Here is a 25,534-nt window from a genome sequence, read left to right as displayed (position 1 = left end):
TTAATGCAGGCGGGCGGTTCCGCTCGTCTCTTCCTCGGCGAACAAGGCATCGATGAACTGGGTGGCGTCGAAATCGCGCAGATCGTCGATGCCTTCCCCGATGCCGATGTAGCGTATCGGAATCCCGAACTGCTGCGCCAGCGCGAAAATCACCCCGCCCTTGGCCGTGCCGTCCAGCTTGGTCACCGCCAGGCCGGTGAGGCCGACCGCTTCGTTGAACAACCTGGCCTGGGACATGGCGTTCTGGCCCGTACCGGCGTCCAGCACCAGCAGGACCTCGTGCGGTGCGGTCTCGTCGAGGCGGCCGATGATGCGCTTGATCTTGCTCAGTTCCTCCATCAGGTTCGACTTGGTATGCAACCGGCCCGCGGTATCGGCGATCAGCACGTCGACCCCGCGCGCCTTGGCGGCCTCCACGGCATCGTAGATCACCGAGGCCGAATCGGCCCCGCTGTGCTGGGCGATCACCGCGATCTTGTTGCGCTCGCCCCAGGTCTGGAGCTGCTCGACGGCGGCGGCGCGGAAGGTGTCCCCGGCGGCCAGCATGACGCTGTAGCCGTCGTTCTGCAGCCGTTTGGCGAGCTTGCCGATGGTCGTGGTCTTGCCCACGCCGTTGACCCCCACCACCAGGATGACGAAAGGCCGCACCTCCGGCGGGATGACCAGCGGCACGCTGCAGGGGCGGACGATGTCGAGCAGGCGTCCGCGCACTCGGTTGCGCAGGGATTCGCCGTCGGCCAGCTCCTGCTTCTCCAGCCCATGGCCCAGATCGGCGATGATGTCGCGGGTCACGTTGATGCCGACATCGGCCATCAGCAGTCGCTCTTCGATCTCGTCCAGCAGCTCACGATCGATGCGGCCACGGCCCAGGGAGGAAAGAAAACCGGTCAGGCCGCTGCGGGTCTTGCCGAGCTGGCCGCGCAGGCGCTCGAACAGGGTTTCCGGCGCCGGCGGCGGAGGTACCGCTTCGATTGGCGGGCGCACGGGCACCGCTTCGGGCACGGCGGCCGTCTCCGGGAGGCGCCGGCGCAGATAGACGTTGAGATGCACCACGTTGAGCAGCAGCAGCGCCGCCACGGCCTGATGCGCCACCGCCACCGCCACCGGCAGCCGCAGCAGCACATTCAGGATGCCCAGGACGATCTGCAGCAGCAGCAGGAAGCTCAGCAGCACCGCCGGCTTGCTGATCGGGGCGGCGTTGCGGTTGGAGCTGGCGCCCGTGGCCAAGAGGCTCAGCACCAGGAACACCGCCACGGCGCCGAGCCGATGGGCGAAATGGATGGCCGCCCGCGCTTCCGCGGGCAGCACGCCGCCCGAGTAGTCGGCCGCGATGTTGGGCCAGAGCGTGAAACCGTGCCGCCAGTCCACGTCCGGCCAGGGCTGGCCCAGGCAGGTCGGAAAATCCGGGCAGGCGAGGCCGGCGCGCTGGGCCTCGGTCCAGCCGCCCAGCGCAATCTCGGCCAACAGCAGCGCCAGGCCGAGACGGGCCAGGAGGCGCAAACCCGTGGCTCCCCGTACCACCGTCTCGTCCACGCCGGGCTTGACGCCGAGATGGAGCCAGTAAGCGCAGCCGAGGGTCAGAAAACCGGTGAATAGATGGGCGGCGGAAACCAATGGCATCGGGGTGGCGTAGTGCCCCCACAAACCCAGCGCGGCCTGTACTCCCAGCAATATCAGCAGTGCCGCCAACAGCGACGCAGCCCTGGCACGGTGGGCCGGCAGCCGCCAGACCATGGCAACCAGCACCAGCATCAGCACGCCGAAGGCGCCGCCCAGATAAAGGTGAACCCAGCCCAGCCACAGCCATTGCAGGGCCTTGCCGCCGACCGCGGCCAGCATCGCCGCGGACTGCTCGTCGACGATGGGCGCGCCATAACAGCCGGGCCAGGTGGGACAGCCGAGGCCGGCATCGGCAACGCGGAGGAAGGTGCCGATCAGCAGCGCGCTCAGCAGGAGGATCAAACCAAGGAAAGTAAGCTTTCTGAACATGGCGATGTTGTTCTAAGTCATGGGCCCTTCGGCGTCAGCCGATCTGGGAGGCGCGGAGCAGGTGCTTGAGGTCTTTCAGCACGCCGTAGGGATCGAAATCCGCATCGTAATACATCATCAAGTTGCCGAGGGGATCGAGCAGCAGGATCTGGCCCGGCTGCAAGGACCCGCCGGCCGCCTTTTCCAGCTTTTCCCGCAAGGAAGGCGCCAGACCCGCCATGGCCAGGAATTCGTCCTGCTTCAGCCAGTCGGCCAGCGGCCCCGCCGCGCCCGGATCGGTCAGCAGCAGCAGGCGACGCACCCGCGGAATCTCCTTATTCAACATCAGCCGCATCTGGCGCGTCTTGTAGAGGTTTTGCCGGCACGGCTCGACGCAGGGACCGTCGGCGACGCTCAGGACGATCCAGCGCCCCTTGAGCTGCTCCATGGATTCCTGGGAGGTGATCGGCGCCCCGAGCAACTCGCCATAGCTCAGCGGTACGGCGGGAGAGACGAGGTGCCCGACATTGCCCAGCTCACCCGTCACCAGGTGCGGATGGCGTGCGAAATACCAGGCCGCGCCGAACGGCACGATGCAAATCAGGACGATGATGATGATGGTACGCTGGTTGCGCCGTTGGGTCGGAGTGAGTGCCATGGCTGTCGGTTCAGGGAATCAGGGAGAAATCGTCGGGGGTTGCGCGGGGCGCGCCGCCTTGAAGCCGTGCCGGAGAAACAGCCCCAGCGCGACCGCGGCGAAGGAAAACCACTGGAGGGCATAGCCGGTGCTCTTGTCCGGATCGACGCTGGCAGGCTTCCAGTCGCGCACGAAGCCTTGGTCCTCCCGCTCGTCCAGCAACACCTGATAGGACAGCAGACGGTAGCCCAGGCGCTGTTCCAGCGGCTCCCGCTCCAGCACCTGCACCATCGCCGGCCAGCCGGGCTGTGGGATTTCCGCGCCTTCCAGCTTCAAGCCCACGGCCGGGAAGCGCTCCACCATGCCGGTCAGCTCGACCGCCGGCGCCGGGATCGCCAGCTCGGGAAGCCGCTGCCGATCCGGCCCGGCGGGAATCCAGCCGCGGTTGACCAGCACCGCCCGATCCGAACCGTCGAGCCGGAGCGGGGTGAGCACGTGGTAACCGGCCTGCCCGCCGTGAATCTGGTTGTCCAGCAGGAACTGGTGGTCCGCATCGTATCTGCCCTTCGCCGTCACGCGCCGATAGCGCGGCGGCTCGGCTTCCGCCGTCGGCGCGCCCAGCCGCCATGCCGGTTCCGCCGACTGGCTGGCCCATTGCGCCTGCAGCGCCCGTTTCTCGGCGGCCCGGTTCAACTGCCAGACGCCGAGCGCACAAAACAAGGGGAGCGCCAGCGCGACACCGATGACCGCAACCCCGGAGGGTTTGAAGCTATAATGCGCCATTTTTAACATTCGGCCAGCGCCTGCCGCATTCGCCGCCCAGGATTCCGAACATGCTGCCAAAAATTCTCATCGTGCTGGTACTGGTCGTGATCGTTGCCAGCCTGGGTTCCGCCTTGTTCTATCTGGTCAAGGATGGCGACCGCCGCTCGCCCCGCACCGTGCGCGCCCTGACGCTGCGCATCGGGCTGTCGATCGCACTGTTCCTGGCGCTCTTGCTGGGCTACGCGCTCGGCTTCCTGCGTCCGCACGGACTGCGGCCCGGTGCCCCCAGCGCGCCGTCTCAAACCGTCCCGCCCGATCCGCGCTAAGCCGGCACAGGTATGCCAAAGGCGGCATATGATACCCGCTAGCCCGCCCTTTTCCCACGCAAGTGCCCGGCTCGACTTCCGAACCACGCCGAGAGACTGACATGATGCTTCCGATTCTGCGCCGTTTCGGCGGACTCCTGCTCGGCGCCGCGCTCGCCGCCTGCCAGTCCGGCGAGAGCGAAACCCTGCTCTCGGGTGAAGTGCAGGGCACGAGCTATCACATCAAGATGGTGCTCGACGGCCTGCAAGTGAATCAGGCCGAATTGAAGCAAGCGATCGACGCGGCCTACAACGACATCGACCTCAAACTCTCGAACTACCGGGAAGATTCGGAAATCTCCCGAATCAACCGCGAAGCCACCACCGACTGGCTGGCCGTATCGCCCGAAATCGCCGAACTGGTCGATATCGCCCGCCAGGTTCACGACAAGACTGAAGGCTGCTACGACTTGACCATCAAGCCGTTGTTCGACCTTTGGGGTTTCTCCCGCCACCAGAACCGGGTGCCCACCGACGCCGAAATCGCCGCCGTGCTGCCGCATATCGGCATGGACAAGCTCGAAGTCGACGTCCCCGGGCACCGCCTCCGTAAAAAGGATCCGGCGCTGCGCATCGACCTGTCCTCCATCGCCCAGGGCTATACCGTCGGCCGCGTCGCCGGTCTGCTGGAAGCGAAGGGCATCCGGAACTACCTGGTCGAGGTCGGCGGCGAAATGCAGGTCAAGGGCCGCAAGGCCAACGGCAATCCCTGGCGTGTGGCCGTGGAAAAGCCCACGCCCTATACCCGCGAAGTCGAACGGATACTGGATATTCACCAGACCACCGGCACGGCCATCATGACCTCGGGCACCTACCGCAATTTCTTCAAAGACAAGGGCAAGGCCTACTCTCACATCATCGACCCGAAGACCGGACGCCCGGTCGACCATCACCTGCTATCGACTACGTTGCTGCATCCCGACCCCACCTGGGCCGACGCTTGGTCCACGGCCCTATTGTGTCTGGGCGAACAGAAGGGCTACGCCGTCGCCGAGCAGGAAGGGCTCAAGGCATTGCTGATCTACGGAGAAAATGGCGAGTTGAAAGAGCGCTTCACGCCGGCATTCGGTGCGGAAATGGCCTCGCCGCCGCCGGCCGGCCCGGCAATCGAACCGCATTGAGCGGAACCGGCGGCGCTAATCGCCGATCCCGCCCCGCAGTTTCTTGAGCTGCCCGTGCCTGGATTTGTGCTCTAGGCGTTTTTGCTGCGACCCCAAAGTCGGCCGGGTCGCCTTGCGCGGCTTGTTCTGCGCCGTCGCCGCCAGGATCAGTTCGCGCAGCCGGGCCAGCGCGTCTTCGCGGTTCTTTTCCTGAGTGCGGAAGCGCTGGGCCTTGATGACGATGACCCCTTCGGAAGAAATCCGCTGGTCTCGGAACGCCAGCAGCCGCGTCTTGCAGGTTTCCGGCAGGGACGATGCGGCGATGTCGAAGCGCAGATGCGCCGCGGTGGCCAGCTTGTTGACGTTCTGCCCGCCGGCTCCTTGGGCACGGACGAAGCTGATTTCGATCTCGTCCAGCGGGATCGAAACCTGGGCATTGACTCTCAGCCTTTCCACCGCCCCCTGTCCGCCTATTCCACGCCCTGTGACCGCAGGTATTCCTCGTAGGTCCCGCTATAGTTGACCACGCCCCGCGGCGTCAGCTCGATGATGCGGGTCGCCAGGGAGGACACGAACTCGCGGTCGTGGCTGACGAAGATCAGGGTGCCGGGGTAGTTTTCCAGCGCGGTGTTGAGCGACTCGATCGACTCCATGTCCAGATGGTTGGTGGGTTCATCCAGCACCATGACGTTGGGCTGCTGCAATATCAGCTTGCCGAACAGCATGCGTCCCTGCTCGCCCCCCGACAGCACCTTGACCGATTTCTTGATTTCGTCCGCCGAGAACAACAGCCGGCCGAGGGTGCCGCGCACCGTTTGCTCGTCGTCGCCTTCGCGCTTCCATTGCGCCATCCATTCGAACAACGTCATGTCCTCGGCGAAATCGGCGGCATGGTCCTGGGCGAAATAGCCCAGATTGACGTTCTCCGACCATTTCACCGTCCCCTCCAGCGGCGCCAGTTCGCCCACCAGGGTGCGCAACAGGGTGCTCTTGCCGATGCCGTTGGGGCCGATCACCGCCACCCGCTCGCCGGCCTCGACCATCATGCCCAGCCCGCTGAACAGCGCTTTTCCACCGTGACCCTGGCTCAGCTCCTTCACCTCCAGCGCCAGGCGGTACAGCTTCTTGTCCTGGTTGAAGCGGATGAAGGGATTGACCCGGCTCGACGGCTTGATGTCTTCCAGCTTGATCTTCTCGATCTGCTTGGCGCGCGACGTGGCCTGCTTGGCCTTGGAGGCATTGGCCGAGAAGCGGCTGACGAAGGTTTGCAGCTCGGCGATCTGGGCTTTCTTCTTGGCGTTGTCGGCGAGCAGGCGTTCCCGCGCCTGGGTGGAAGCGATCATGTAATCGTCGTAATTGCCCGGATAGATGCGTAGCTCGCCGTAATCCATGTCCGCCACGTGGGTGCAGACGCTGTTCAGGAAATGGCGGTCATGCGAAATGATGATCATCGTGCTGTTGCGTTCGTTCAGCACGTTTTCCAACCAGCGGATGGTGTTGATGTCCAGGTTGTTGGTGGGCTCGTCCAGCAGCAGGATGTCCGGGTTGGAGAACAGCGCCTGGGCCAATAGCACGCGCAGCTTCCAACCCGGCGCCACCGCGCTCATCGGGCCATGGTGCTGCTCCACCGGAATACCCACGCCCAGCAACAGCTCGCCGGCGCGCGACTCGGCGGTATAGCCGTCGTACTCGGCGAACGTGGCCTCCAGCTCCGCCGCCCGCATGTAATCGTCCTCGGTCGCCTCGGGATTGGCGTAGATGGCGTCGCGCTCGGACATCGCCGCCCACATCTCGGTATGCCCCATCATCACCACATCCAGCACCCGCTGGTCCTCGAACGCGAACTGATCCTGGCGCAGCTTGCCCAGGCGCTCGTTGAGGTCGAGCGACACATTACCGGCGGTCGGCTCCAGATCGCCGCCGAGGATTTTCATGAAGGTCGACTTGCCGCAGCCGTTGGCCCCGATCAGGCCATAGCGGTTGCCCTCGCCGAACTTGACGGAGACGTTTTCGAACAGCGGCTTGACGCCGAACTGCATGGTGACATTGGCTGTAGAGATCAAAATGGTTACCGAGAGGTAAGGAGTGATGAATGGATCGTCCCGACCGGTGCCGGCCCTTGGCTTGCGGGTTGCTTCACGTGGAAGCCAGGAACGGGATTTCGAGGCGGCTTGTGCCCTTTTCAAGCAAACAAGGATATCTCAAGTTCGTACTTCCGGGATGGGTGGCTCACTATTTGAGCCATTACGGCCCGTATCGTGTGACCCGGCGCAACCCAGTCCGGAGATGAGTCCGGCTGGCAACTGCGCTTTCACTTTCTTCGGACACACGGGAACCCTACGACCATGAAACGAACTACCCTCTTCCTGACCGCCGCCCTGGCCAGCTTCGGCGCTTCGGGCGCCGACAAGGCCATCGCCACCTTCGCCCTGACCTTCCGCCTGAACACCTCGACCTACACGGACGTGGTCGTCATCAACCAGAACGATGGCGACGGGGAATACAGCGGCTATGATGCCAAATCGGGAAGACAGGTCTGGGCGGTCAAGAACGGACCGATGCTGTGCGCATCGGTCATCAACAAGCCGATATACGGGGTGAGCTACTGCTTCCCTTACGACAAGAAGTTTTCCGCCAAGGCTTTCGTGATCCACACGATTTGCGATGCTGGCGTTATTCTGGATTATTGCACCGGCATTCCTGTGACCGCTTCTGTCACCCGGAGCAAGAACGCCATCAGCGCCGCGCAAGCGCTGAGGGAGGAGGAGGTCGAGAGCGAAGAGCAGCAGAAAGTTTTGGAGTTAAAGGATAAGCTACTTAAAAATGGAAATCCATGGCACTAACGGCAATAACATTGATACCAGAGGAACAAATTTCTTTTTATATAAATTTTAACAGTTTAAGTCGAGCTTATAGCAGAATGAACACAAACAGCAACACAAACACCGCAAAAAATATTAAGTTTCGCCGCGACTTTTACAGCCACATGACGGAGAAAGAAGAAAACAAGATATTAGACATGAAGGAGCCCCCGCTAGCCCATGATAAAGCCAAAATAAAAGAACAATGGTTTTATTTCAATTGCCTCAACAACCCTATGCTTCAGCTAGAGTTCAGGCCATACGCAAAAACGGACAATTCAGATAACGGGGAAGGACCAGAATACCGTCACGGACGCGTTGTCTTCTCAATTAAGAAGCTGAGCATTGATCTTCATAAAAAAACCGAGAATGAGATCAAAGAGCTATTGAAAGGCATCAACATACCCAATACACAAATACACTTTAAGACCCCAAAATCAAAAACACCATCAACGGAAGCAACCCTTATGTTTTGGGTTGAGACTCCCGCACTAGACGCCGATACAGAATTAGACAAACAGAAGGAACAATTGGAAATTGTTGCCTCCACCCTAAGAAAGGTGCACGACTGGTATCGCAAAAACCAAGATCGGCTATCTGAGATAGTGAGCAGAGCCAAGGAGTTAGAAACATCGGAACCGCCTCCATCATTTCGTCTTCCAACAACCGAGCAAGTTAGAATGGCGATCGAACATGCGCCAGAACATAATGTCGTTTCCGTTTGTGAAACCCTGGAGAAGCTTTACCCTTCCACTGATTGGGATGAAGGGTGGCAGCGAATAGTCCGGGAAAAAATTATGCCATCATTGGTCAAAAAATTGGATGCCGAACCTAACTAGCTACGATCCGCATACAGGGTATTTTGTCTTGTCAAAGAGCATGATTGATATTTACGATTATTATGACGAGACAAAATTGCGTCTATCGACCTCGATCATTAGTCGTTACGTTCTCTCCCTCAAGTCCAAGCCCCTCGTCATCCTTTCCGGCATCTCCGGCACCGGCAAAACCAAGATTGCCCAGTTATTCGCCGAGTACATGCTGCAGAACGAAACCGAGGAGGAGAAGGAGAAGCGGCTGGCCTTCGTGTCCGTGCGGCCGGACTGGACGGACAACCGGGGCTTGCTGGGTTATTACAACCTGCTCGATCAGCGCTATTACACCACCAAGGTATTGCGGCTGCTGATCGAGGCCGAGAAGCATCCTGATAAACCGTATTTCATCATCCTCGACGAGATGAATTTGGCCAAGGTCGAGCACTATTTCTCCGACTTCCTCAGCGTGATGGAAAGCCGTACCGCAGGCAACCCCAAGGGAGAACGTATCGAGCTGCATGGCATCCGGAACCACAAGGTTCTCGCCATCGAGTCGACGGAAACCGATCCGATTCCCATTCCGGCTGAAATACACATCCCCAACAACGTGTATTTCACCGGCACGGTCAACGTCGACGAAACCACCTACATGTTCAGCCCCAAGGTGCTGGACCGGGCCAACGTTATCGAATTCAACGAGGTGAGCTTTTCACCCAGCGATCCGATCCTGGGAAATTTCAGGTTGAAATCGGACCAGCAGGAAGTGCTGAACTGGTTCCATGAGGCCGAGACGACGTTTTGTTCGCTGGACGATTTCAGAAAAGCCGCGAAAGAACATCCGCGATTCAGCGAAACGGTCAATGCCCTCAAAAACTTGCTCGAACCGTTTCATCTCCATTTCGGCTACCGTGTCGCCAACGAAATGGCCCGGTTTATCCTGCTTGCGGTAAAACACGTCGGTGCGGAGCATTTGAACGACGCCATCGACATCCAGATCCTCCAGAAAGTGTTGCCGAAATTCCACGGCACCCAGGGAAAACTGGAGGAGCCACTGAAGACACTGAACGCGTTCTGCGAGACCAGTGACTTTGCCCGCAGTGCGAAAAAGCTGCAGCGGATGCTGAAGGACCTGAGCGACCAGGGATATTGCAGCTTCATCGCCTGACGGCGCGCTTGCCGGCCACCGAGAAAATGTTGGGAACCCATTAGAGTGGCTCACTCTATGAGCCTTCACAGCCCGTAACCTGATCGCGGCTTAGAGCATACCTTTAAGCACATGGCGCCATTTGTCTATCCGCTGATTGGAGACACATATGAACAAGACTTGCTGGATTCTGTGCTTCTCCCTTTTGGGAGGGTGTGCCCACCTGCCCAATGGGGAAATAGACTACAAGGGTTCATTTGAAAAGAGCATGGAATATCTTGGAATGGCCGTATGGGCCCCCATCGTCGTTCCATTCGTTCTAGCCGCCTACACCAAGGCCAGCGGCCCGATAAATACGAGCTGCTGGAACAGCGGGGGGCGATTGATCTGCAATTCTCAGGGCTTTATCAACGGACGCTACTATAGTGGGACGCGCACCTATCAGTTCCACAAGTGAGGCACGCTTGGATGGCCGGGAGAATGCGGAAAGCCGCGACGACCAAAACATGCCCGAGTCCGAGACAAAACAGCGCGCCTCACGTCTATACCAAGAATACGCTCACCCGTTGAAATCCAATTCATCAGTGAGATGAACCGCACCGAACGCTTCTACAAGATCGACCAGATGCTGCATGAGCGGAAAGTGGTTCCCATCGGCGCTTTTCTGGAAGCGCTGGGCGTTTCCCTCGCGACCTTCAAGCGCGACATCGAATACATGCGCGACCGTCTGCATGCGCCCATCGTCTGGGACCGCGAGGCGCGCGGCTACCGGTTCGACGCTGTGGATGGCCCGCCCTATGAACTGCCCGGCCTGTGGTTTTCCTCGGCCGAACTTTACGCCTTGCTGGCGGCGCAAAACCTGCTGGAGGACATCGAGCCCGGGGTTCTGGCGGCCCATGTGGCCCCCCTCAAGTCGCGCCTGGCGGCCCTGCTGGAAAGCGGCGGGCATCCGGCGGCGGAGGTTGCCCGGCGCGTGAAACTGGTCTCGCTGGCGCGGCGTCCGGTCGAACCCCGATTCTTCAACGAGGTAACGCAAGCGCTCCTGCAACGGCGCCAAATCGAAATCTCCGCCTGGAACCGCCGCCGGGACGAGTTGAACGTTCGGATCGTTTCCCCCCAGCGGCTGATTCATTACCGGGACAATTGGTATCTCGATGCCTGGTGCCACTGGCGCGAAGGCCTGCGCAGTTTTTCACTCGACACGCTGCGGCAGGTGCGCACCCTGTCAACCTCTGCGCATGAGATCCCGGACGAAGCGCTGGCGCGGCAGTACACGTCGAGCTACGGCATTTTCTCCGGCGAAACCCGGCACTGGGCGGTACTGCGCTTCGTGCCGGAACGCGCCCGCTGGGTGCGGCACGAGTGCTGGCACCGCGATCAGCAGGGTGAACTCCTGCCGGATGGCAGTTACCGCCTGCGCATCCCCTATGCCGAGGAAGCCGAACTGGCGATGGACGTCCTGCGCCACGGCGCCGACGTGATCGTCGAAGCGCCCGAATCTCTGCGCCAATGTGTGCGGGACGAAGCCTGGGCTCTCTGGCAGAACCATCGGGCACCTACCGATGAGTGAGATGTTTTTTTGCCGGGGGACCCGCGCGGTGCTGATTACCGGCGAGGGAAACTTTCCCGGACCCGATGAAAATGGCTGGGAGGCTGTGGAAGACAGGGCCGGCGTCATCGAAATCGATGAGTGGCAAACCGCCTATCTGCGCTTTTACGGTGAAGTACCCGCCCAGTTTTCACGATGCCTGAACTCCGTGGGCGGCAACCGCTTCGAACGACTCCCGCACCATGCCCTGCCGACGTATCGCATCAACTTCCAAAACCATGTCGGCCAATCCAACCTGGCAGGGTTCCGGGTCAAGGTCGTCCACCGGAAAATCACGGAAGAGCACTTCAACGCCATGCTGGATTTCCTGTGCGATCAATACGCAGCACTGATTTTCAGCTTCCGCCAGATCGCCGGGGTAAACTGGCGCAAGGATCGTCCCGGCCGGGATACCCTGTATCTGCAATACCTGCTCATCCGCCACCATCTGCTTCATACGCGCCCCGATCTCGATGGCATCGCCGCGCTGGTGCACCGCGCCATGCATGAGCGCATCGTTTCCACGGTCGAGGAGACGCCCATCGACCGGGTGCGCGAACTGGACGGTGCCGCGGCCATGGCCCTTTTCAGCCGACCCGCCGCATGGGGGCGGCTGGAGCCGAGCCATCCGCTCAACGACACCGCACTGGCCCGCAGCGTGTTCCAACGCACCGGCCGGCGGCTGTTTTCCGAACGGGTTCGAAGCCGGCGGCGCCATGCCACGGTGGATACGCCGGAAAACCGGTTCGTGAAGTTTTTCCTGACCCAGCTCGAACAGCGGCTGGCGCAAATCAAAGCCATGCTGGGCGAGGGCGGCGGCACGTTTCTGCATCCCGAAATGGGCGACGAGATCGGCCGGCTGGAGCGCGGCCTTGACCGCTTTCTGGACGAGCCTCGCTGGCGGGAAGTGGGGGAACTGCGCCACATTCCCACCCAGTCCACCGTGCTCCAACGCCGCGCCGGTTACCGCGAGCTGTTCCGGCTGTTCGCCCTGCTTCAGCAAGCCAGCCGTTATGACCCGAATCTGCTGGACTTCACCGCCCTGGTCGAAATCAAGGACGCACCATTGCTGTACGAGTACTGGTGCTTTTTCCAGGTGAAACAACGGCTCGATGCGCGATTCGGCCCACCCCGGCAAGTCTCGATCATCGCCAAGGCCGAGGCGGAGGAAGACGCCCTGCGGGAAGGGCTGCGGCTGGATTACGGCCAAGGCATCGCTCTGTATTACAACGTCACCTGCGCCGCCCGCTCCCCCGGCAGATTGAGCAGTTATTCCCATGACCTGCGCCCGGACATCATCTTGAGCGACGGGGACCGCCTGTTGATCCTCGACGCCAAATACCGCGGCTTCCGGAGCGGCGATACCGGCATCGAGTCACCGAACCCGGACGACATCGACAAGATGCACGCCTACCGCGAGGCCATCCGTAACGTCTGGGGCGCGTTCGTGCTGTATCCCGGCGAAAAGCAGGAGGTCCATCGGGCCTTCACGGCCCGCAGCGACAGCCCCTATGAAGGTGTCGGCGCACTGGTGTTGGTGCCGGGCAAGGCTGACGGCAGGGATGCGATAGACAGGCTCATCGGCGACTTCCTGACCGCAGGAGCGCTGGCTTGATACCTTCCGATTCCGCGTTGCGTGATATCTGTTCCGCCCGCGCCGAAATGGAACTCCGTCGGTGGAAAGTGAATCCGCAGCCGTGGCCGGAAAACTCCCGCCAGCGGCAGGCACCTTGAAAGGATTGGCACAATGATCTGAAAACAAACAAATCCACAGCATTGACGGCAGATGGCAAGGATATCCAAAGCTCTGGATGTGGGCGGGCGCTACCGATTCGTTGGCTGACGACGGATGCCTTCCGCCCGCGTTTAACGATAACCTGAATCCGTGGTCATCAAAGTTGAAGCCCCTTCTGTGAGCTCTCTGGCGTGAAATATCAGCCTGACAGCCCGGATATTCGGTCTGCCGATGGCCTTGCTTGGGGCGGTGCAGTGCCTTTTGGCGCTGAAAGTCGGCGCTGGCGGGGCGGCGTTACGTCATTTTCATGCGCCAGGACGAGCCCCTGCCTTCCGCCTGCACGGAACCGGGATATGTTGTTCCGCCGTTGTTCAAAAATGCTTGACAGCTAGATTCGTCGCGCCTAAGATTCCGTACGGAACAACAACTGAACAACTGTGGCGATCATGGAAAAGCGATTCTCGGCATCCTTAGTCAGCGCCAGTCCAGCGTAAATTGCGCCATGGTCGTTTGGGTGAGGCCGGAACATGACTTCAGTATCACGAACACGGATTCGGGGAGCAATGAATGGAACAAATAGAGATGTTCGAAAACTTGGTGGACATGATGGGTCTCAATGTGGACGAAGTACCATCAATTCACATTGAGGACAAGCGCGATAACATCCCAGAATGGATCATTAACTTTGTCAGAGATTTGTTTGATTACAGGTTTGACAAAACTGTCCAGGTTGGGTTGCTAGATATTTTGGGAACTTACAGCTCAGAGAAAAAAACTGTCCAGGTTGGGTTGCTAGATATTTTGGGAACTTACAGCTCAGAGAAAAAAATGGTAACTGTATATCCCAAAGTCGTCGAGATGTGCGCTCATAGACTGCAAGTGGATAGCCAGACACTTGGCGATGTAGTGATGGCTCACGAATTGGCTCACGCGGCAACACATCTTGGGATTGATGGGGATGGAAAAATATGGGTTAAATTCGAAACAGCTCGAATAGATGCGAAAGAATACTTTGCTCAATGGTACTCCCACAGGTTCTGGTCTATACTAGGTTTCCAATCTCACGAAGACTTGATGCTTAAACTGGTCGATGTTCAACCGAAAATATACAGCACGTATCATCAAGACATTCGCGTGGACTTAGAGACAACTAATTCGCGTCTATTAGTAGAGCGACACAAGATCATAGAAGGCATGGAGAATAAACTTTGCGAGTTCTGCAAGATCAGGATTGCAACCGAGGAGGTTGCGCGTTGGGATACTTGGCTGAGGAGTGATTGGTCGATACCGGCGTGTTCGGTTTGTGCACCGCATCACCAGCAAACATGGTTTACTTGACAGCACTGCGTAGTGCATGCATTAGCCGTACACGCTTTGCGCAGCATGAGGTTTGCCGCTTGGATACCATTGCCGATTAACCTGGCAATCAATTGGCATGGAAAAAGTTGATACCCTAAAATTACCACGCAAAGCCCAAGACGAAAGGTGTTGCTCCAAAAAGCGAACCGATTCATTGAATTCCTAAGAAAAACACCATAACGGGTGATGGCTTACTTCAATCATTCGGCTGTCCAATATGCAGAATTTCAAGATATTTGATTGCCTGGTTAATAACTTTTCGCTGCACCGGACTCCGCCGCGCTCAGCCGGTGAGCTTTATCGTTAGGCGCGTTTAACTGTATAAACCTAAGGAGTATTTATGAATTATTGACACATGAATCTTCACCCAACCAAATTGTTGGAAGCAACTCTAATGGCTGATTACAAATGTTAATTCCTTAACCCAACAACGCAGGTAACAGAAAATGTTGATTCAGATTGGTAACTTGGACATCACGGGTGAGTACTGCGCAGAGGGGGCAGAGTTTCCCCTGTCAGTTAGCATCATGGGCGAGCCGCCGGCCTATTCCCAGAATGACTTCGAACGTGACCTGAAGGACTTGTTGAAATTGATCTCAAGGCTCGTCCCGAGCCCTCGGCTCATGTTCAATGGGGGCCAGGACGGGCCATATGTACTTCCGGATTGGTTCAAAACAACGTGCAAGTCGCTGGGTATCAAAATAGAGATACAAGGTAGAGAGATACAAGGTCATTATTGGCACATGAATCTTCACCCAACCAATGATCTTTTAACTGATAATGATATAAAAAAAATCGTTTCAAGCGGAACGATTGGAATGGGTATTTGGGAACGAAACGGTGTTATAGACCCTCAAATCACCGATTTTAAAAACCGGGTGCAAATTGGAGACATAGTTGCTGTTGTAAATGGAAAAAAGCCGATTGCGTTAGTAGAAGTCATTGGTGATTGGTACGAATTTGATGACCCAGGATCGATTATTTGGTTTTGTTTAAGAAGGGCGGTAAAAATACTCTGTATTGACGATAACTATATTGCTAATCTCGATGAATTTCCAAGTAGAACGAAGACATTGAAGATTTCTACCGACAAAAACTCGGAAACTTATAAATATATTGATGATTGGTACAAGCATTGTAAAAAATAAAGCCCAACGGAACACGGGAGCGTCGCCATTTTTTGCGAAACCCGACGGGACATCCCAGTCACCCTCGGGAGCAAAAAATTGGCGACGTCTTTCTCTCCGCGACGCACTCCGCCAAGGCTTCCACAATGACTCGACGCCGTGTCGGGTCCCTTATGTTTTGTCTCCACCCGCGATGAAGCCGCGGATTCCGACAAAACATCCGGGCCTACGGCTTCGCGGGGGGGCGTCGCACTCGCTCGCTTCGCTCGACTTCCTTGTGCTCCTTCATAGCTGAACAACTGAGGTGATCATGAAAAAGCGATTCTCGGCAACCCTTAGCCGGTCGCAAGGTAGGAGTGCCTGGGCGGTGATCTTCCGCCATCCAGTTCGGGTCGATCCGAACACCGGGCAGCCCGGATTGCGAGTCCGCCAAGGGCTCGGAACGCATGATGAAGCGGAAGCCAACGATCTGAAGGATCAGCTCAACCAACTACTTGCAGACGAGTCATTCTGGAGCCTGCCCGCCAAGGCTGAGGCCGAAAAGCGGTTCCACCGCCGAGTCGTAGAGATCTTCTATCACGGCATGGAGCCGGAGCAGAACGACTTCGGTGCGATCCGCGAGTCGATCATTCCCCTACCTACGTCCAAGGACTCAGGCTATCGGCGGGCACTGCTTCTCGGAACGACTGGTGCCGGCAAGACGACGTTGCTGCGTCAGTTGATCGGCACGAACCCGGAAACCGAGCGTTTTCCGTCGACATCGACGGCGAAGACCACGGTGCATGAGACCGAGGTCGTGCTTGCACCGGGCCCGTACAAGGCGGTGGTCACCTTCTTCCCTATCGACGAAGTCCGCGAGCATCTGAACGAATGCATCTCGGAAGCTGTCCTCTCTGCGTACCGGGGCGATGGCGATGGTGACGTGCTGCGGAAACTGCTGATGCATGTGAACCAACGATTCCGCTTCAACTACGTACTCGGCAACGGGCCTCAAGCCAACGATGATGAAGATGACGAGGACGAGAACGACGCACCTGAACCGATCGAGGAAACTGCTGCCGACGGCGTGATCGATCTAGACAAGACCAATGAGTTGTTGACGAAGACGTTGAAAGCGTTGCGCGATATTGCGTCCCGCCACGGCGATCAACTGAAAAGCGAACTGGGCGCAATCGACGAAAAAGATCAGCGGGTCGTCGACGAGCTGTTCGAGGAAGAGCTTGATCGCCGACTCCGTGAAGACGATGAGTTCCATCGCATCAGCGACGATCTCATGGACGAGATCGAGCTTCGTTTCTCGCTGCTCACCGATGGCACGGTACGCCGCAACAAGCAAGGTTGGCCGCAGTCGTGGTCATGGGAGACGGACGACCGCGCAACCTTCATCAAGACGGTCACGCGTTTCTCCAGCAACCACTCCCCACGCTTCGGACGCCTGCTGACGCCCCTGGTGAACGGAGTCCGCGTGTCAGGTGCGTTCCTGCCAGCGTGGAACGGTGGGCAGCAGCCCAAGCTCGTGCTTCTCGATGGCGAAGGCCTTGGACACACACCCAAGTCGGTCGCCGCCATCTCGACTTCGCTGACACGGCGTATCGAATCAACGGATGCCATCGTGCTCGTCGATAACGCTGTCCAGCCGATGCAGGCCGCGCCGGTTGCAGCCATGAAGGAGATGATCACCTCGGGCAGTTCGAGCAAGCTGTTGCTCGTGTTCACGCACTTCGACGAGGTCAAGGGCGATAACCTGCGCAACGCGGCGGATCGGGAGCAGCACGTTCTGGCGTCCGCCGAGAACGTCCTTGCCTCGATTGGGGAAGAACTTGGCCCGTTCGCGGAACGTGCGCTTCGCGGCCGCTTGAAGGAAGCCTGCTTCTTCGTCGGCGGGATCGACGAAGACTTGGATGCCTCGAAGAAGGCTCACAAGCGGACTATCGAGCAATTGCAAGCGCTGCTAGCCGCCATAGACGCCATCGTCGAGAAGCCCGAGCCTGTATTGGCCAAGCCCGTATATGACCGCATGAATCTCGTCCTGGCCGTCAAGAACGCGGCCGAGAGTTTCCACGATGCATGGTGGCCGCGTTTGGGTCTCACCTACAAGCCCGGCGTGGGCAAGGAACACTGGAAGCGCATCTGGGCATTGAGCCGGCGCCTCAGTACACCGGGTCTTGGTGACGAGTACGACAACCTCAAACCGGTCGCAGATCTTCGCAAGCAGCTTCAGGATCGACTGTATGTACTACTGCAAAACCCGCTCCGGTGGGACCCCGCAGAGCCGACTGACGACGCACACAAGCAGCAGGTTTTTGATGGTCTGGCCAACGCCCTGTCCGCCAAGATACTGGACCTCGCCACCCGCCGCGTTCGGGCCGAACGGATGCCGGAGTGGCAATCGGCGTTCAACCAATCGGGACGCGCATCGAGTTACACACGCGCTTCAATTATTGGCGAAATCTATGACCGTGCCGCACCGATCCCGGACGTAACCCCCTCGCCAGATCGGAATTCGTTTCTGCACGAGGTAGCTGCAATCGTCGAAGGGGTTTGCCAAGAGATGGGAGCCGCCATGGCCTGATCCAGGCACAAGAGATTGCCAGGGCGTCGCGATCTATTCGGTCGCCACTCTGCCCTGGCAACATCCTATTCATACGACCGGCTAGAAACCCGCGCCAAATGAAGGCGGCGTGGAGATCGAGGTATTCCTTGACTGAATCATAGTGAACAGGGCGCTTAGATATCTGTCCACTCACCCCCAACACTCACCGTTTCATAGCTCACCCCGATCCGCTTGGGTGCGCTTTTCCGCTTATTAAGACATTGCCTCACGTAGTGACGCGCGGCGGTCTCGTCAGCGACCAGGACGGCCTTCGTGCGCCCCTTCGCTCCGATACGGCCATAGGTCAACTCGACCACCCAATCCCCGAACAGGTCTTGTCCGGCGATGATCTGGTAGGAACGCGAAATGTTCCTGGCGGGATCGCGCGCTTCGAGCTGGATGTAGAAGGTCGTCATGCTGGCGGTCTGAGCTTGCTTTTACGCAATCGGCGGCTTGCCGTGCTTCACGAACAGATCGTTGAGCGCCTCCCGTAAAAGCTCCCTCTTATCGATCCCGAGTTCCGCCGCCAGTACCCCGAACTGCCGGTAAGCTGCCGGCTCGAACATCCCACTGATCAAGTGCTTGCCTCGCTTCGGTTTAGCATGTCCCGCTCAATTGTTGTCGCTATACACCCAAGCCATGAACAGCTGATACCCCAACGCCAGCATGACGGACCCCAGAAACAGGCCGATGATGCCGCCGGTCGCCATGCCGCCGAGGGCGCCCAGCAGAATCACCGGCATCGGGGCGTCCACGCCCCGCCCCAGCATGAAGGGCTTGAGTATGTTATCGACAGAACCGGCAACGATCGTATAGATAGCGAACATTATCGCCACGATCGTGGAGTCGTTGGTCATGAAGACATAAATGACCGTCGGCAGCGATATCAAAAGGGCTGGAACTTGCATGATACCCAGCAGCAAAACCAATAATGCCAGAATCCCCGCGGCTGGAACGCCAACCAGGATAAAGCCGGCACCCAGCAACAGCGCCTGAATGCAGGCGATGCCGATCACGCCTTGCGCCACGGCGCGAATGGTCGTCGTCGAAAGCCTGACCAGGGCATCCCCTTGCTCGGGACCCGCCATCCGGTTGGCGATGGCTCTGGCCGCCGCGTGGCCGGACGAGGCATAGGCCATCCAGACGCCCGCAAGCACCAGGGAAACCAGGAACTTCAATACCGCGGAGCCTGCGCTGGCCGCGTAACCCAATATCTCTTTGGTGACGGAGCGAATCTTGGGCTCGAATTTCGCGGCCACGCTGCCGACATCATCGTATGCGGCCGACCAAAGCGCGTACAGCTTGTCTCCCAGCAAAGGCCATTCCGCAACAAAAGCGCGGGGAGCCGGCACTTTGAGGCTGCCGTCCCGGACCTGCCGTACCAGGTCGGTCGCCGAATCCGCGAAGGATATGGCAAGAAGCGCAGTGGGAATCAGCACGCACAGGAGTATCACTAGTACCAGGACAGTCGCGGCACGGCCCTGCTTGTTGCCCATTCTTCGGGCCAACGAGACCTGCATGGGATGAAACGCCACCGCCAGTATGACGGACCACAGCATCAAGCCGATAAATGGCTTGAATATCTGATAGCAATAAATGACCAGAAAACCTATCAGCCCAACCCTGATGAACAGATCTATCAGCTTGTGCGAGATCATCTTTTCCAGCATCCCGTCGGACGCTACGGTTTCACCTGTGTTCATTTGCGAGGCTCCTTTAAGGTTTCGGTTCGAGGCCGCGTCTTTGCAGCCGCCCGTCCTGGCGGTTCGGCCACGCGGCCGGAACTCCCGCCGGCCACGGGCGGGCGGCCCATCCCCGGTCGGCTCGAGCCCCATTTTCTCAAGTTCACTGAAGGTAAAACCATGGACATTATGATCAGGCCCGCCGAGACGCGTGACATTGAAGCGATGGCGGAACTGCTCGGCGCCCTGTTCTCGATCGAGGCGGATTTCGCCTTCGATCGGGACCGCCAGCGCCAGGGGCTCGCGCTGTTGATCGGGAGCGGCGCCGACCGGGTGCTGGTGGCGGAATCCGACGGCCGGGTGGTCGGCATGTGTTCGGTGCAGACGCTGATTTCCACGGCGGAAGGCGGCCGGGTGGGGCTGGTCGAGGACATGGTGGTGGCGCCGGAAGTCCGCGGGAAAGGCATCGGACGGCGGCTGCTGGGCGAAATCGAGCGCTGGGCGGCCGACGCCGGCCTCACCCGCTTGCAGCTCCTGGCGGACCGAACCAATGAACCGGCTCTGACCTTCTACGACCGGCTGGGCTGGGAGCGGACGGCGCTGGTCGGCTTGCGGAAGATGCTGCGCGATGCGGGTTGAAGCCAGGTCGGTTGCGTTTCCCCCGGCATCCATGGAAACTCCCGCGCTTCTTGAACGATTGGGCAAGCATGGACACCGCATATCCGGTTTTCGGGGGACTCGTTTTCATTTCCGCGGCGCTTTGGACCCTCATCCTGGTGCTTCCTTGGTTCCCTTGGCTCAACCGCGAAGTGCTGCGGTTATCGCCTGGCGGGCATGTTCCCGATCTCGGCGATGTCACGGTGGTCATTCCGGCGCGGGACGAGGCCGAGGTGATCGGGCAAACCCTGGCCGCGCTGAAGGAGCAGGGCGCGGGCCTGAGGATCGTGCTGGTCGACGACGGTTCAACCGACGGCACGGAGGATGCGGCTCGCCGTGTCGAGGGACTGGATCTGACGGTGCTACGAAACGACTCGCTGCCACCCGGCTGGAGCGGCAAGCTGTGGGCGCTGGAGCAGGGCGTCGCCAAGGTCGTCACCGAATACACCGTGCTGCTGGATGCGGACATCGTGCTGCGGCCGGGCGTCCTGGGCACGCTGCGCGAAAAGATGCGCAGCGAGGGCATCCCGTTCGCCTCCCTGATGGCCTCGCTGCGGATGGCGAACTTCTGGGAAAAGCTGCTGATGCCGGCCTTCGTCTATTTCTTCAAGATGCTGTATCCCTTCGCCCTCGCCAATTCGCCGGACCGCCGCTTCGCCGCGGCGGCGGGCGGCTGCATCATGCTGGAAACCCGGTTGCTGGAGCGGATCGGCGGCTTTTCCGCCATCCACGGCGCACTCATCGACGACTGCACCCTGGCGAAAAAGGTGAAGGCGACGGGTGCGAGGACCTGGATCGGACTGTCGCGCGCGGTGGTGAGCCTGCGCCGCTACGACACCTTGGCCGACGTCTGGGACATGGTCGCCCGCACCGCCTTCACCCAGTTGCGCTATTCGGCCTGGCTGCTGGCTGTGTGCACGCTGCTGATGCTGATCTTGTTCTGGCTGCCGGCGGCGTGCCTGTTCGCATCCGATCCTGCTGTCATGCTCGCCGCCGTGTGGGCGGTCGTAGCCATGACGGGGAGCTATGCGCCCACCTTGCGCTTTTACGGCAGGAGTCTGGGCTGGGGATTGCTGATGCCGGTCATCGCGGCGGCTTATCTGGCCATGACCTGGAGCTCGGCGCTGCGCTACTGGCACGGCGAGCGCAGCCGCTGGAAAGGGCGGGTCTACCGCAGCGAGGACGATGCCCGCTGACCGCCGGAGCGGATGGTCAGCCACAGCGCATAGCTCATGTAGCCGACGACGGCGAGGTTGATCGCCAGGGTCGCCAGCTTGAGCCAGGATAAGCCTTTGGCCAGTTCGTACAGTTCGAACGGGATGTAGAGGCCCCCGCTGGCCACGGCGAACCATTCCGCCCAACGCCGCTCCCGCCACAGACCGTATGCCTCGATGAAGCGCATGGAGGCATAGCCGAACGCCAGAGCGGCCAGCCCCCACAGCCGCTGGTCCGACAGGTCTTCCAGCAGATCGAGAAAAATCCGGGGATAACGGCTGGCGAAGTTGAGGTGGGTATGCCGCACCAGTTCGTCGATGACCGGTTCGATTCCGTAATGCAGCAGCTCGACCACCCCGAAACCGGCCAGGAGCACGACGATGCCTTTGGCAGCCTCCATCGCGGCGACGACGCGGACGCCGCGCAGCTCTCGCTTCAAGAAGCCTCCGCGGCATCGCTCCCGGCGGACTGGTCTGCGGCTTCCTGCGCCATTTCCCACCGCCGGAAGTCATCGAGATCCGACCTCACCTGCCTGAAGGTCCAGGCCAGCAGGGCGGCATCGTCGGCGAACCCCAGGCTCAGGATGAAATCCGGGATCAGATCGACCGGCATGACGAAATAGACCACGGCGGCGACGATCAGGCTGAGGCTCTGCCAGGGCAGGGAGTAGCGCTTCTGGGCGCAGGCTCTGAGCAGCCGAAGGCAGGCCATGAGCGAATCCCGCACCTCGCTCAGCGGCCCCTTCTTCGCCTCGGCCTTCTTGGAGGCCTTGTCCAGCAGCGACGACAGCTTGCCGGGATCGCCGGCGTATTCGTCCGCCTTGGACCGTGCCCTGGCGAACGCCACACTGTCATGGACGGTTTTTTCGGTGAGTATCATCGGTATGCCCTCTTGCGCGGCGGTTCCGGCTTGACAAGGCCCGAGCCCGGGAGCATCGTTCCCCGCCACTTAGGTTTTTCCAGATTCTACCCCCGATGAACGACCAGAACACCGGCCTGCGCGTGGAATGGGATCCCGCGTTGATCCGAAAGTACGACCGCAGCGGCCCGCGCTACACCTCCTATCCCACCGCCGACCGGTTCGTGCCGAGCTTCAACGCCGCCCTTTACGAAGAATGGCTGCACCGGCGTGCGGCCGAGGTGAATCCTTCGCCGCTGTCGCTGTATTTCCACATCCCCTTCTGCCAGACGGTCTGTTTCTACTGCGCCTGCAACAAGATCGTGACCGCCAACCGCGAACATGCCGGCAAGTACATCGACTACCTGGAAAAGGAAATCGAACTGCAGGCGAGACACCTGGGGCGGCATCGGGAAGTACGCCAACTGCACTGGGGCGGCGGAACGCCGACCTTCCTGAACCACGAACAGATGCGCCGGCTGATGCGGGCCACACGCGAGCATTTCGAGCTGGCCGAAGGCGAATACGCGATCGAAATCGACCCGCGCAAGGTGGACGAGGCCACCATCGCCCTGTTGCGCGAACTCGGCTTCAACCGGATGAGCTTAGGGGTGCAGGACTTCGACCCCGAGGTGCAAAAGGCCGTCAACCGCATCCAGAGCGAGGCGGAAACGCTGCGCGTCCTCGCCGCCGCCCGCGCCGAAGGTTTCAGCTCGGTCAGCATCGACCTGATCTACGGCCTGCCCAAGCAGACGGTGAGCGGCTTCCGCCATACCCTCGATCGCATCCTGGCCGCCGATCCGGACCGGATTTCGCTCTACAACTACGCCCACCTGCCGCATCTGTTCAAGCCGCAGCGCCAGATCCGCGACGAAGACCTGCCCAGCGCCGACGTCAAGCTGGACATCCTGCAAAACGCGATCGCCCACCTGACCGGCGCCGGCTACGTCTACATCGGCATGGATCATTTCGCCAAGGCGGACAACGAGCTGAACCTGGCCCAGCGCGAAGGCCGTCTGCAGCGCAACTTCCAGGGCTACTCGACCCACGCCGACTGCGACATGGTCGCCATGGGCGTCACCGCCATCGGCAAGGTCGGGCCGACCTACAGCCAGAATTTCCGCACCCTGGAGGACTACTACGCCCGGCTCGACCAAGGCGTGCTGCCGGTGATGCGCGGGCTGGAATGCGATGACGACGACCTGCTGCGGCGCGCCGTGATCCAGGCCCTGATGTGCCAGTTCGAACTGGACTTCGCCCGCCTCGGCCGCCAGCACGGCGTGGACTTCGCCCGCTATTTCGCCGCCGAACTCGGCGACCTCGAACCGATGGCCGCGGACGGACTGCTGGAGCTGGGGCCGGGCCGGCTCACGGTCACCCCCAAGGGACGCCTCCTGATCCGCAACATCGCCATGGCGTTCGACCGCTACCTGCGCCAGGACCAGGAGCGGCGGGCCTATTCCAAGGTCATCTGAAGCTCGATGGCGCCACACTTCGGGGTGGTATCATCGGGCCATCCCGAAGCCCGAAGGTGCGAACGATGTACGACCATCTCGAGACCGCCGACCATCCCGAGAACCTGAAACGCGTGGTCATCGACCCGGTGACCCGCGTCGAAGGCCACGGCAAGGTCACCCTGCTGTTGGACGACGACAACCACGTCCGCCAGGCGCGGCTCCACATCGTCGAATTCCGCGGCTTCGAGCGTTTCATCCAGGGCCGCCCCTACTGGGAGCTGCCGGTGCTGGTCCAGCGCCTGTGCGGCATCTGCCCGGTGAGCCATCACCTCGCCGCGGCGAAGGCCATCGACCAGGTCGTCGGCGTCGACCGCCTCACGCCGGCCGCGGAGAAGCTGCGCCGGCTGATGCATTTCGGCCAGTTCCTGCAATCGCATGCCCTGCATTTCTTCCATCTGGCGACGCCGGACCTCCTTTTCGGCTTCGACAGCCCCGCCGGCCGCCGCAACATCTTCGAGGTGCTGAAAGAGTATCCGGACGTGGGGCTGGAAGGCGTCCGCATGCGCAAATACGGCCAGGAGGTGATCCGGCTGATTTCCGGCAAGCGCATCCACGGCAGCGCCGCCATCCCCGGCGGGATGAACAAGGCCTTGACGGTGGAGGAAAGGGATTTCCTGCTCCAGGACATCGACACGGTCCTCGGCTGGTGCCGCAACGCGCTCGCGCTGATCCGCCGAATCTACCTCGCCAACCGCGAGCATCACGAACGCTTCGGCCTGATCCGTTCCAATTTCATGGGGCTGATCCGCGACGACGGCGCTTTCGAGATCTACCACGGCGGCCTGCGGGCCAAGGACGCCTCCGGCCGGACGATCTTCGACAAGCTCGACTACCGGGGCTACACCGGCATCCTGCGCGAAGAGGTCCGCTCCTGGTCCTACATGAAATTTCCGTACCTCGAGGCGCTGGGCAAGGACAACGGCTGGTACCGGGTCGGACCGCTGGCCCGCATCAACAACTGCGACTTCATGCCCACCCCGCTGGCCGAAGCGGCTCGGCAGGACTTCCTGGCCCAGGGCGCCGGCGGACCGGTGCACGGCTCGCTGGCCTACCACTGGGCGAGGATGATCGAGACCCTGCACTGCGCCGAGAGCATCCGCGACCTGCTGCACGACCCGGAGCTGCTGGGCACCGACCTGGTCGTCCACGGCGAGCGCCGGCCGGAAGGCGTCGGCGTGATCGAGGCGCCGCGCGGCACCCTGTTCCACCACTACCAAGTCGATGAGAACGACCTGGTGACCCGCGCCAACCTGATCGTTTCCACCACCCACAACAACCAGGCGATGAACGAGTCGATCCGCCAGGTGGCCGCCGAATATCTCGACGGCCAGACGATCACCGAAGGCCTGCTCAACCACATCGAAGTCGCGATCCGCGCCTACGACCCCTGCCTGTCCTGCGCGACTCACGCCCTGGGCAAGATGCCGCTGGTCGTCGAGCTGATGGACGCCGGCGGCGGGATGCTGGACCGTCTGCAAAAGCGGGCGGACGGAACGGTATCGCGCTGAG

Annotated in this window: 24 protein-coding genes; 14 read left to right on the top strand and 10 right to left on the bottom strand. The window is 60.3% G+C overall.

Annotated elements, in window-relative coordinates:
- Genes ftsY through GNH96_RS03015 form a run of 3 tightly spaced genes read right to left on the bottom strand, consistent with a single transcriptional unit; the run spans window position 1 to window position 3,388 of the window.
- On the bottom strand, window positions 1–1,989 hold the full coding sequence (gene ftsY, locus GNH96_RS03025; RefSeq protein ID WP_169602171.1) for a signal recognition particle-docking protein FtsY: 1,989 nt from the start codon (window positions 1,987–1,989) through the stop codon (window positions 1–3).
- 34 nt (window positions 1,990–2,023) lie between these two features.
- The gene (locus GNH96_RS03020) at window positions 2,024–2,626 is read right to left on the bottom strand and encodes an SCO family protein (protein WP_169602169.1); all 603 of its coding nucleotides are present in this window, start codon (window positions 2,624–2,626) and stop codon (window positions 2,024–2,026) included.
- An 18-nt stretch (window positions 2,627–2,644) separates the two neighbouring features.
- On the bottom strand, window positions 2,645–3,388 hold the full coding sequence (locus GNH96_RS03015; protein ID WP_228719990.1) for an SURF1 family protein: 744 nt from the start codon (window positions 3,386–3,388) through the stop codon (window positions 2,645–2,647).
- A gap of 50 nt (window positions 3,389–3,438) precedes the next feature.
- Between GNH96_RS03015 and GNH96_RS03010 the strand changes: the two genes are divergently transcribed.
- Window positions 3,439–3,696, top strand: coding sequence for a twin transmembrane helix small protein (locus GNH96_RS03010; protein ID WP_169602165.1), 258 nt, complete (start codon window positions 3,439–3,441; stop codon window positions 3,694–3,696).
- A gap of 101 nt (window positions 3,697–3,797) precedes the next feature.
- Entirely contained in the window at window positions 3,798–4,856 is a 1,059-nt protein-coding gene (locus GNH96_RS03005) for an FAD:protein FMN transferase (RefSeq protein ID WP_169602163.1), read from the top strand.
- 15 nt (window positions 4,857–4,871) lie between these two features.
- Here the strand turns inward: GNH96_RS03005 and arfB are convergent, their stop codons facing one another.
- Both arfB and GNH96_RS02995 read right to left on the bottom strand, forming a co-directional pair.
- Entirely contained in the window at window positions 4,872–5,291 is a 420-nt protein-coding gene (gene arfB / locus GNH96_RS03000; protein ID WP_169602161.1) for an alternative ribosome rescue aminoacyl-tRNA hydrolase ArfB, read from the bottom strand.
- A gap of 14 nt (window positions 5,292–5,305) precedes the next feature.
- Window positions 5,306–6,874 carry an ABC-F family ATPase gene (locus GNH96_RS02995; protein WP_407658836.1) on the bottom strand — a complete coding sequence of 523 codons (1,569 nt, stop codon included), beginning with the start codon at window positions 6,872–6,874 and terminating at the stop codon, window positions 5,306–5,308.
- Window positions 6,875–7,180: 306 nt separating this feature from the next.
- Here GNH96_RS02995 and GNH96_RS02990 point away from each other — a divergent pair, with 306 nt between their 5' ends.
- From GNH96_RS02990 to GNH96_RS02950, 8 genes are all read left to right on the top strand, one after another.
- Complete coding sequence (locus tag GNH96_RS02990) at window positions 7,181–7,678, top strand: hypothetical protein (protein ID WP_169602157.1); 498 nt, start codon at window positions 7,181–7,183, stop codon at window positions 7,676–7,678.
- The gene (locus GNH96_RS02985) at window positions 7,669–8,535 is read left to right on the top strand and encodes a hypothetical protein (protein ID WP_169602155.1); all 867 of its coding nucleotides are present in this window, start codon (window positions 7,669–7,671) and stop codon (window positions 8,533–8,535) included. The genes GNH96_RS02990 and GNH96_RS02985 overlap by 10 nt, the downstream gene beginning before the upstream one ends.
- A 76-nt stretch (window positions 8,536–8,611) precedes the next feature.
- The gene (locus GNH96_RS15955; RefSeq protein ID WP_169602153.1) at window positions 8,612–9,676 is read left to right on the top strand and encodes an McrB family protein; all 1,065 of its coding nucleotides are present in this window, start codon (window positions 8,612–8,614) and stop codon (window positions 9,674–9,676) included.
- A 568-nt stretch (window positions 9,677–10,244) separates the two neighbouring features.
- Window positions 10,245–11,225, top strand: a complete 981-nt coding sequence (locus GNH96_RS02970; protein ID WP_169602149.1) for a helix-turn-helix transcriptional regulator — start codon at window positions 10,245–10,247, stop codon at window positions 11,223–11,225.
- On the top strand, window positions 11,218–12,858 hold the full coding sequence (locus tag GNH96_RS02965) for a DUF2357 domain-containing protein (protein WP_169602148.1): 1,641 nt from the start codon (window positions 11,218–11,220) through the stop codon (window positions 12,856–12,858). The genes GNH96_RS02970 and GNH96_RS02965 overlap by 8 nt, the downstream gene beginning before the upstream one ends.
- A 687-nt stretch (window positions 12,859–13,545) precedes the next feature.
- Complete coding sequence (locus tag GNH96_RS02960) at window positions 13,546–14,316, top strand: hypothetical protein (RefSeq protein WP_169602146.1); 771 nt, start codon at window positions 13,546–13,548, stop codon at window positions 14,314–14,316.
- 467 nt (window positions 14,317–14,783) lie between these two features.
- On the top strand, window positions 14,784–15,485 hold the full coding sequence (locus GNH96_RS02955; RefSeq protein ID WP_169602144.1) for a hypothetical protein: 702 nt from the start codon (window positions 14,784–14,786) through the stop codon (window positions 15,483–15,485).
- 289 nt (window positions 15,486–15,774) lie between these two features.
- Window positions 15,775–18,036: a hypothetical protein gene (locus tag GNH96_RS02950; protein WP_169602142.1), complete on the top strand. Its 2,262-nt coding sequence runs from the start codon at window positions 15,775–15,777 to the stop codon at window positions 18,034–18,036.
- Window positions 18,037–18,191: 155 nt separating this feature from the next.
- On the opposite strand, the gene GNH96_RS02945 is transcribed toward GNH96_RS02950, so the two are convergent.
- The 3 genes from GNH96_RS02945 to GNH96_RS02940 are packed head-to-tail and all read right to left on the bottom strand — an operon-like array spanning window position 18,192 to window position 19,760.
- Window positions 18,192–18,473, bottom strand: a complete 282-nt coding sequence (locus tag GNH96_RS02945; RefSeq protein WP_169602141.1) for a WGR domain-containing protein — start codon at window positions 18,471–18,473, stop codon at window positions 18,192–18,194.
- A gap of 21 nt (window positions 18,474–18,494) precedes the next feature.
- Window positions 18,495–18,623, bottom strand: coding sequence for a ribbon-helix-helix domain-containing protein (locus tag GNH96_RS16160; RefSeq protein ID WP_267313390.1), 129 nt, complete (start codon window positions 18,621–18,623; stop codon window positions 18,495–18,497).
- A 45-nt stretch (window positions 18,624–18,668) separates the two neighbouring features.
- Complete coding sequence (locus GNH96_RS02940) at window positions 18,669–19,760, bottom strand: AI-2E family transporter (RefSeq protein WP_228719989.1); 1,092 nt, start codon at window positions 19,758–19,760, stop codon at window positions 18,669–18,671.
- A gap of 159 nt (window positions 19,761–19,919) precedes the next feature.
- Here GNH96_RS02940 and GNH96_RS02935 point away from each other — a divergent pair, with 159 nt between their 5' ends.
- Window positions 19,920–20,378, top strand: coding sequence for a GNAT family N-acetyltransferase (locus tag GNH96_RS02935; protein ID WP_169602139.1), 459 nt, complete (start codon window positions 19,920–19,922; stop codon window positions 20,376–20,378).
- Between the two features lie 68 nt (window positions 20,379–20,446).
- The gene (locus tag GNH96_RS02930) at window positions 20,447–21,592 is read left to right on the top strand and encodes a glycosyltransferase (RefSeq protein ID WP_169602137.1); all 1,146 of its coding nucleotides are present in this window, start codon (window positions 20,447–20,449) and stop codon (window positions 21,590–21,592) included.
- Here GNH96_RS02930 and GNH96_RS02925 read toward each other — a convergent pair.
- The gene (locus tag GNH96_RS02925) at window positions 21,565–22,050 is read right to left on the bottom strand and encodes a DUF2127 domain-containing protein (protein ID WP_228719988.1); all 486 of its coding nucleotides are present in this window, start codon (window positions 22,048–22,050) and stop codon (window positions 21,565–21,567) included. The two genes, GNH96_RS02930 and GNH96_RS02925, sit on opposite strands and share 28 nt — an antisense overlap.
- On the bottom strand, window positions 22,047–22,490 hold the full coding sequence (locus tag GNH96_RS02920) for a YkvA family protein (RefSeq protein WP_169602135.1): 444 nt from the start codon (window positions 22,488–22,490) through the stop codon (window positions 22,047–22,049). The genes GNH96_RS02925 and GNH96_RS02920 overlap by 4 nt, the downstream gene beginning before the upstream one ends.
- Window positions 22,491–22,585: 95 nt before the next feature.
- On the opposite strand from GNH96_RS02920, the gene hemN reads away from it, so the two are divergent.
- Window positions 22,586–23,983: an oxygen-independent coproporphyrinogen III oxidase gene (gene hemN / locus GNH96_RS02915; RefSeq protein WP_169602133.1), complete on the top strand. Its 1,398-nt coding sequence runs from the start codon at window positions 22,586–22,588 to the stop codon at window positions 23,981–23,983.
- A gap of 65 nt (window positions 23,984–24,048) precedes the next feature.
- Complete coding sequence (locus GNH96_RS02910; protein WP_169602131.1) at window positions 24,049–25,533, top strand: Ni/Fe hydrogenase subunit alpha; 1,485 nt, start codon at window positions 24,049–24,051, stop codon at window positions 25,531–25,533.
- Window position 25,534: the final 1 nt, after the last annotated feature.

The organism is Methylococcus geothermalis (assembly GCF_012769535.1).
Lineage (GTDB): Bacteria > Pseudomonadota > Gammaproteobacteria > Methylococcales > Methylococcaceae > Methylococcus > Methylococcus geothermalis.
This window is presented reverse-complemented; position numbering and strand designations above follow the sequence as displayed.